We start from the raw sequence: 7,791 nt of genomic DNA, 5'->3' as shown, positions 1-7,791 counted from the left end.
AAAAAATCTGGTGGAACTGGCCGAGATCCTAGCCACTCCAGCAGAGCTGAGCCAATGCCCGCTCACTGGGTTTATCCGCGCAGGGAGCAGCAGAGGCGGCCATCGGCACCTTAGGAAACAGAGGCAGGGATCCAGTTGACGGACAGCCCCCTTAGAAGGGGATGGGATCCCTTTCAGCGTCGTCGAGCGCAGTGACGTAGCAACCAACTGGCGGCAGCCCGATCGCCCTCGTCCCAGGCCAATCGCTCCACGGCCACCATCACCATTGAGGTAATCACAGCCTCACTCAGGTGGCGGGAACGCAAGCGCTGCACGGCTGAGGTGGCGGCCTCTAGGTCGCGCCTACGAATTGCGCGGAGCAGCTCATCAGACATAGGCGAAGGCCAACGCGCCTCACTACCTTTCTTCCTGGTACCTTTCTACCGCAAGCGTCAGAAGCTTCCCTTTTCCTTCATTTTCTTGTCAGATAACGCAAAAGTTCGTCTTGCTCCCACAAAGCGTCTCAAAAAACATCCTGAGGAATTGTTACACTTCCCAACAACAGGCTGGTATCAGTTTCGGCACAGGCCTTCCCGCTCCCTTCGACAAGGCCAACCAACCCAGATCTCAACCGACGGCCATGGCCGCAGGCGAGCGTGGGATCCCTTGCAGCAGCCGCTCCATCTCCGCTTGCAAATCCTGGGTTAGAGCTTGTACGGCCTGCCGGCGGTTGGCCTGATAGGCGGGCCAGCGCTCTGAAACCGAGAGGGGATCCCCGATGCTGAAACGGGCCAGCCGCGGCCCCAATCTGGGAGGGGCAGCGCCGACGGCGTTTTTGCCTTTGATCCAGACCAACAGGTTCCACAGCCGCAGGGCAGTTTCGGCCAGTTCCTCCAGGCCGGGCTGCTCCGGCAGGGGACGCACGGCAAACACCATCAGGGTCTCCACTAGGCGCATGTGCCAGAGGTGGAAGCTGGCCTCCGAGGCAACGCGATTGGCCAGCCCCTTCTCCAAAGCCGAAAGCGCAGCAATATCAGGGATATCTTCCCGGTAGATCCAGGCCCAGCCTGCCTGTTCGATGCGATGCCGCCGCTCGATCAAGTTCCCCTGGGGCTGCAGGCCAAAGTGCTGCTCGGCCACGCGCAGGGCCAGATCCGATAGGCTTTGCAGACGTGCCCACAGACCTTCTCCCTCTTTGAGGTTGACCCGAGCGGCAGAGGGCAGGGCGGGGGCGTAGAAGCGCTCGTAAAAATGCTCCATAACCTGAATCAAATGCTCGGCCAGGCGAAGCAAGCGGGCCATCAGAAACCCCTTGCCGACATGTGCCGAGCGCGTGGCCGGGAGCTTGCAATCGGCCTCCATACGGCGGAGCAACCTGTCCAGGGCCGCACTGGGATCCCTCAAATAGGAGTAGCGGAGGCCCACCGGCAAGATCAGCACCTCCTCCGGGCGCCCCGCCTTATGCAGATCCTCCACCGCCCAAAAACTCATTTGCGCCACCCCCGGCTCCAGCGGGTTGAGCAGCCCACTCATGCCGTTGATCGTCCCCTCTGGAGCCACCGCCAGTGGGTACTGGCCTGAGACCAACTGCTCGCGAGAGCTCTTCAGCCCTGCCCGATCCAGACGGCCCCGCAAAATCGGGATCCCGCCCAGCCGGGGAAGCCCCCAGCGGCCAATGAAGCCCAGCCATAGCGGCAGGCCGCGGTCGTAGACAAACAAAACGTGGGGCCGCTGCCGCAGGCGGATCCCCTGTTGTCGAGCCACCTGAGGCAGAAGATGGGAAAACAAGTACATCAGGCAGGGGGGATCGTCAAGGGTGGGGTGGCGAAAGGCTACCAACAGGCGAATCTTGCCTGCCTCGAATTGCTGATAAAGCTGAGCCAAACGCTCGCCCCCATCTACCTCAACGCGCGGGATCCCTTTGGCCCAGCGCAACCAGAAGGGCAAACCCGCCTGCGCCAAACGAACCACCCAAGGCGTCAATCGCGGCGGCAGAAATTTGAGAGGAGGTTGAACAGTCTGGTACATAGGGATCTTCAGATCTAGGGTTGGCAAGTCAATAAACCCACGCTTCGGATCCCATCTTATGGAGGGTTTGGAGGAGAGAAAGCCCTGCAGTGACAGTTTCTCAACTGGATTCCCTTGCCCAACTCCAGAAGAGGTTCAAGCTCCTGTTGTTTTTTTCCTGCGGCTCCGCGTCTTTTTGGGGGCAGCTTCTTCGTTCGAGGTTGAGTCCTCCATCACCTGGCCGTTGAGTACTTGCTTGAGGTGAATGTGCTTATAGCCCAACTGAATCTCAAACTCATCGCCGGGCTTGAGATTCATTTTTTCGGTGTAAGCGGACCCGATGATGATCTGACCATTCTTGTGAACGCTCACGCGAAAGGTTGGCTCGCGGCCGCGCTTGTCACGGCTGGAAGTTGGACTGAGGCTCAGACCTTTTGCCGCCAGCACCGCATCATAAAACTCATTTAAGTTGACGCGGAGCTTGTTGGTCTTGGTCATGGTTACGTAGCCACAGCGCTTTGCCGTCTCGCGGCGCGGAAGATGGCTCAACGCTTCTACCTTCTGCAGGAGAGCCTTCCCGGTTAAAGGTTGTGGTGGTATATCCAACATTTTCTGATGCCCTACAGTCCTCTCCAGGATCATAACCTCCTGGCGTACTTCTGCAACCAAAAGTTGGGGGCTCTTTTCGAGGTCACATTTTTCTCCTACTACTTGAAGTGGTTCTCTAAGGGAGAAAGGCTCTTCTCAATAGGCGTTCAATCGGTGTTCTTTCCGTGGTAAAAGGTGAGGGGGGCAGCAGGGACTCAAGTGCGGAGGGGGGCTGTAGCTTTTGTTTTGATGGCGACGAAGGCTGGAGAATCGGTATGGCTCTTCGGCGCCCTGGGTGCTTCGGCGGAGAGGCCAGAGGGATCCGCAGGATCGGGGGAAGAGACTTGCTTGAAGCAGTGGGCCAGGTCAGGATTGGCGATGATAAAGTCGCGCCAACCAGACTAGATCTGTTTCTCCAGTTTCCACCCCTCTGCCGTCCTAAACCCCCAAGACGGCTTCTCCAAACTTCAGCAAAAGGGGCTGTGATGTTGTGTTGCACAACGAGCCGGAAAAATAGCCAAAGCAAGCCTACGGCCCAATGCCATCACCCGCAGGGCCGGTAAGGGACTTCGGGCTTCTCAGCGGGAGCCGACGACGCCACGGGCGTTTGTCCCGCCGTTCGACGGGCGCGGGCGACGCAGGCCGCTAGCAGCCATTTCAAGACTGGCTGATGGCAGTAAGGGCTGGGGCAAAATGGGAGGGACAACTCAGCCGGATCCCAAGCGCTGGGCCACCTGGGAAGGAAGCTGGGCCAAAGGGATCCCTTCGAGGATCTCGGCTGCAAAAGCATAGGTGAGGAGTTGCCTGGCCTGGGCCTGGGGAATGCCGCGGCTTTGCAAATAGAAGATTTCTTCGGCCTCCAGTTGGCTGACGGTGGCCCCGTGGGCACATTTGACGTTGTCGGCAAAGATCTCCAACTGTGGCTGCGTATCCACCCGCGCCTTGGGGCTCAACAGCAGATTGCGGTTGGTCTGGGCGGCGTCTGTCAGTTGAGCTGCTTGGCTCACCAAAATGCGCCCGCTGAAGACCGCACGGGCCGCCTCGTCCACGATGCACTTGTGCAATTGGCGGCTGCTGCCGTGGGGCGCTTGATGCACCAGGCGGGAGTGGGTGTCGCTGTGCTGGGATCCCTTCAGCAGGGTCAGTCCCTGCAGGTGGGTGTAGGCCTGGGGTTCTACCTGGGCAAGCTCCAGGTTGTGGCGGGAAAATTGGGATCCCCACTGGATGGCCTGTAGCCGGTAGTGGCTGTGGCGGCCCTGGCGCACAGCAGTTTGGTTGATGTGAAAAGCCTGGGATCCCTGCCGCTGCAGGATCACATGGTGTAGACGGGATCCTTCAGCTAGGGCAATCTCGGTAACGGCGTTGCCAAAGGGGATCCCGGCCCCCCAGGAGAGGTGATCTTCAATCAGGGTGAGGGAGCTGTGGGCCTGCAAAGCCACCAGACAGCGGGGCTGGGCCAAAACCGCCTCTCCTTCAGAGGCCACGGTTATCCAGAGCAGGTGCAAGGGCGGCAAAACCTCCTGCTGGGGCAGCAGCTCAATCTGGATCCCATCGCCTAGATGGGCGGTGTTGAGGGCGCTGAAGACATCGAGCTTGACGATGGTTTGCAACCATCCAGGAGCCGACTGGCTTAGGGGAGCAATTCGCAGGGCTGAGGGTAGGCCGCTCAAGTCAGAAAGGTGGGGAGCAAAGTAGCCGTTGACGAACACCGCATAGCTGTGACGGCTCTCCGGCCACAGCCAGGGCTCCAGCACGGCCTTCTCTAGCGTTGCCTGTCCAGGGCCGGCCAGGCGAAAGGTGTGGGCCACCAGCGGCGAGAGGTCGCTGTATTTCCAGTCTTCTTCGCGGGGGGTGGGGATCCCCAGTTCCGCCAGTTGGGCGCGGGCCTGCTGTCTCAGGGTGGTATGGGGATCTTCCACCTCTGGGATTTGGCGGAGGATGTGCTCCAGAAAGGGACGGCCAAAACCGCTGGCGTCGCTTTCTCGAACCGAGGACTTGGGCACCGCAGCGCTCATCCCACCTCCTCCTTGAGCCAGTCATAGCCCCGCTCTTCCAGCTCCAGCGCCAAGGTCTTATCGCCGCTGAGGAGAATGCGCCCCCCTTCCATCACATGCACATAGTCGGGGGTTACATACTCCAGCAGGCGCTGGTAGTGGGTAATGAGGAGTATGGCCTTCTCAGGGCCGGCCAGTTGGTTAATGCCCTGGGCAACGATGCGCAGCGCGTCGATATCCAGGCCAGAATCCGTCTCGTCTAAGATAGCCAGCGTCGGCTCCAGCACCGCCATCTGCAGGATCTCGTTGCGCTTTTTCTCGCCGCCGGAAAACCCTTCGTTGACGGAGCGCTCCAAAAAAGCGGGATCCATCCTGACAATACTCAGTTTTTCCCGCACCAAGTCGTCAAAATCGAGGGGATCCATTTCCGGCTGATCCCGATATTTCTGCCGGGCGTTGTAGGCGGCGCGCAAGAAGTCCAAGTTGCTCACCCCCGGAATCTCGATGGGGTATTGAAAGGCCAAGAAGATCCCGGCCCAGGCTCGCTCCTCCGGCTCCATTGCCAAGAGATCCTTGCCCAGATAGAGGATCTCGCCCCCTGTTACCCGGTAGTCGGGGTGGCCGGCCAAGATCTTGGAGAAGGTGCTCTTCCCGGAGCCATTGGGCCCCATGATGGCGTGGATCTCGCCGGCCCGGATTTCCAGGTTCACCCCTTTGAGGATAGGGGTACCGTCGATCTCAGCCGTGAGATCGCGGACAGATAGAATGACAGGGCTGTTTTCCCGGATCATGTCAGCAGTTCGTCTTGGGTCGAAGTATTGGCGGACAGACCTACCCCTTCAGCGCCGCCCCCAAGGTGGAGCTGCGCCAGGCTGCTCGGCAATTGGCAACGAGCATAGCCGCTCGCCAGGGATCTAGCCAACGGATCCCTCTAGCTTCAGGCTCAGCAGCCGATCCGCCTCGACGGCAAACTCCATCGGCAATTGGTTGAACACCTCTCGGCAGAAGCCGCTGATGATCATGGAGACGGCGTCTTCTACAGAAATGCCGCGCGACTGGAAGTAGAACAGTTGCTCTTCTCCGATTTTGGAAGTGGAAGCTTCGTGCTCTACTTTGGCAGTGTCGTTTTGCACTTCAATGTAGGGGAAGGTGTTGGCGCTGCACTGATCCCCAATCAACATGGAATCACACTGGGAAAAGTTGCGGGCGCCTTCTGCCTTGGGCCCAATTTTCACCAGGCCGCGATAGCTGTTTTTGGAATGCCCCGCCGAGATGCCTTTGGAGATAATTCTGCTGCGGGTGTTGCGGCCTATGTGGATCATCTTGGTGCCGGTATCGGCCTGCTGGTAGTGGTTGGTCAGGGCCACTGAGTAGAACTCGCCCACCGAGTTTTCCCCCACCAGCACGCAGCTCGGATATTTCCAGGTGATGGCCGAGCCGGTCTCCACCTGCGTCCAGGAGATCTTGGAGTTGGCCCCCTGACAGAGGCCGCGTTTGGTCACGAAGTTGTAGATGCCGCCCTTGCCGTTTTCGTCGCCGGCATACCAGTTCTGCACCGTCGAGTACTTGATCTCGGCATTGTCCAGGGCGATCAGCTCCACCACCGCCGCGTGCAGTTGGTTGGTGTCGAACATGGGGGCCGTGCAGCCTTCCAGGTAGCTGACGTAGGATCCCTCGTCAGCAATGATCAGGGTGCGCTCAAACTGGCCCGACTCGCCGTTGTTAATGCGGAAATAGGTGGACAGCTCCATCGGGCAGCGCACCCCTTTGGGCACATAGACAAAGGAGCCATCGCTAAACACTGCCGAGTTCAGCGCCGCGTAGTAGTTGTCGGCAATGGGTACCACCGTGCCCAGGTACTTGCGCACCAAGTCTGGGTACTCCCGTAGCGCCTCCGACATGGAGCAGAAAATGATCCCTTCCTTGGCCAGCTTTTCCCGGAAGGTGGTGGCCACCGAGACGCTGTCGAAAATGGCGTCCACCGCCACGTTGGCCAGCCGCTTCTGCTCCGACAAAGGGATCCCCAGCTTCTCAAAGGTTTCCAGCAGCACGGGATCCACTTCGTCGAGGCTCTTTTTCTTCTCCTTTACCTTGGGAGCGGAGTAGTAAACGATGTTCTGGTAGTCGATGGGCGGGTAGGTCACATTCGGCCAGGTGGGCTCGCTCATCTTCAGCCACTGGCGGTAGGCCCGCAGCCGGAACTCCAGCATAAAGTCCGGCTCCCCCTTCTTGGCCCAGATTTGCCGAATGATGTCCTCATTTAAGCCTTTGCCGATGGACTCAGAGGCGATGTCGGTAACAAAGCCGTACTTGTAGGGCTGGCTAATTAGGGTGCGGACGCTCGTAGACATGGATGGCTCTCGGTTAGGGACAGGGGCAAAACAGATGGCCAATTAAAACAACATGGTTGTTGCTTAACTAATCCTCAGGTTACTTTAGCAATGATCCCCTTGTCAAAGTAGCGGTGCTGGCAGCGGCAGCCGAGTAAACCCAGTCTAACCAGGAGGGCGAGGGTGGAGAGCGCGCGCAAGATCACCGATCCGTTCACGCAACCCGTTTCCAGCAAGCAGGCTATCTTGATCTACCTACGCAAGACGGGGCAGGCCACCGCCCAGACTCTGGCAGAGCACTTGGGCATTTCTCCCCAGGCCATTCGCCGCCACCTCAAGGATCTGGAGGCAGAGGGGCTGATCCACCATGTCGCTCAAGCTAGCGGTTTGGGCCGCCCCCAGCACCTCTATCAGCTCAGCCCCCAAGGAGAAGCGCAATTCCCCACCGGCTACGACGAGTTTGCCCTCGGTCTGCTCAATACGCTGGCTGAAACCCTGGGATCCGAACAGATGGGATCCCTGCTCCAGCAGCAGTGGCAGCGCAAAGCCCAGGAGTACCAAGCCCAGATGGGCTCCGGATCCCTGGCCGAGCGGCTGGAGCGCCTGGTGCAGTTGCGCCAGGCAGAGGGCTACATGGCGGAGTACTACCCCTATCCTGCCAACCTGGCTGCCCCAATTGCAGCAGAAGGCTCTGAGCAGTATGTCGAGCAATATGTCTTGGTGGAGCACCACTGCGCCATCGCCCAGATTGCCCAGCGCTTTCCCAGCGTCTGCGGCCACGAGCTGGAGATGTTTGCCGCCGCCCTGCCCGATTGTCGGGTGGAGCGCCTCACCTGGCAGGTGAACGGAGAACACCAGTGCGGCTACTGGATTGCCAAGACGGGATCCCCCCC

General features: G+C 59.5%; 7 protein-coding genes. 1 reads left to right on the top strand and 6 read right to left on the bottom strand.

Annotated elements, in window-relative coordinates; genetic code table 11:
• Positions 1–173: 173 nt before the first annotated feature.
• The 6 genes from NW863_RS01585 to sufB form a co-directional block, all read right to left on the bottom strand.
• Complete coding sequence (locus tag NW863_RS01585) at positions 174–374, bottom strand: hypothetical protein (RefSeq protein ID WP_414364011.1); 201 nt, start codon at positions 372–374, stop codon at positions 174–176.
• Positions 375–606: 232 nt separating this feature from the next.
• The gene (locus tag NW863_RS01580) at positions 607–2,007 is read right to left on the bottom strand and encodes a 1-acyl-sn-glycerol-3-phosphate acyltransferase (protein WP_414364010.1); all 1,401 of its coding nucleotides are present in this window, start codon (positions 2,005–2,007) and stop codon (positions 607–609) included.
• A gap of 135 nt (positions 2,008–2,142) precedes the next feature.
• Entirely contained in the window at positions 2,143–2,595 is a 453-nt protein-coding gene (locus tag NW863_RS01575; RefSeq protein ID WP_414364014.1) for an AbrB family transcriptional regulator, read from the bottom strand.
• A 686-nt stretch (positions 2,596–3,281) separates the two neighbouring features.
• Complete coding sequence (gene sufD, locus NW863_RS01570) at positions 3,282–4,589, bottom strand: Fe-S cluster assembly protein SufD (protein ID WP_414364009.1); 1,308 nt, start codon at positions 4,587–4,589, stop codon at positions 3,282–3,284.
• Positions 4,586–5,359 carry a Fe-S cluster assembly ATPase SufC gene (gene sufC, locus NW863_RS01565; RefSeq protein ID WP_414364008.1) on the bottom strand — a complete coding sequence of 258 codons (774 nt, stop codon included), beginning with the start codon at positions 5,357–5,359 and terminating at the stop codon, positions 4,586–4,588. Before sufC ends, sufD begins: the two co-directional genes overlap by 4 nt.
• 123 nt (positions 5,360–5,482) lie before the next feature.
• Entirely contained in the window at positions 5,483–6,919 is a 1,437-nt protein-coding gene (sufB, locus tag NW863_RS01560; protein WP_414364007.1) for a Fe-S cluster assembly protein SufB, read from the bottom strand.
• A gap of 162 nt (positions 6,920–7,081) precedes the next feature.
• On the opposite strand from sufB, the gene sufR reads away from it, so the two are divergent.
• On the top strand, positions 7,082–7,791 hold a 710-nt coding region (sufR, locus tag NW863_RS01555), incomplete at its 3' end, for an iron-sulfur cluster biosynthesis transcriptional regulator SufR (protein ID WP_414364006.1).

This window comes from Synechococcus sp. B60.1 (assembly GCF_047462555.1).
In the GTDB taxonomy this organism is placed as follows: domain Bacteria; phylum Cyanobacteriota; class Cyanobacteriia; order Thermostichales; family Thermostichaceae; genus Thermostichus.
This window is presented reverse-complemented; position numbering and strand designations above follow the sequence as displayed.

Excerpts from the sequence above, each read along its gene's own strand:
- sufC (WP_414364008.1), bottom strand. The coding sequence starts at position 5,359 with ATGATCCGGGAAAACAGCCCTGTCATTCTATCTGTCCGCGATCTCACG.
- sufB (WP_414364007.1), bottom strand. The coding sequence starts at position 6,919 with ATGTCTACGAGCGTCCGCACCCTAATTAGCCAGCCCTACAAGTACGGC.
- NW863_RS01575 (WP_414364014.1), bottom strand. The coding sequence starts at position 2,595 with ATGTTGGATATACCACCACAACCTTTAACCGGGAAGGCTCTCCTGCAG.
- NW863_RS01585 (WP_414364011.1), bottom strand. The coding sequence starts at position 374 with ATGTCTGATGAGCTGCTCCGCGCAATTCGTAGGCGCGACCTAGAGGCC.
- sufD (WP_414364009.1), bottom strand. The coding sequence starts at position 4,589 with ATGAGCGCTGCGGTGCCCAAGTCCTCGGTTCGAGAAAGCGACGCCAGC.
- NW863_RS01580 (WP_414364010.1), bottom strand. The coding sequence starts at position 2,007 with ATGTACCAGACTGTTCAACCTCCTCTCAAATTTCTGCCGCCGCGATTG.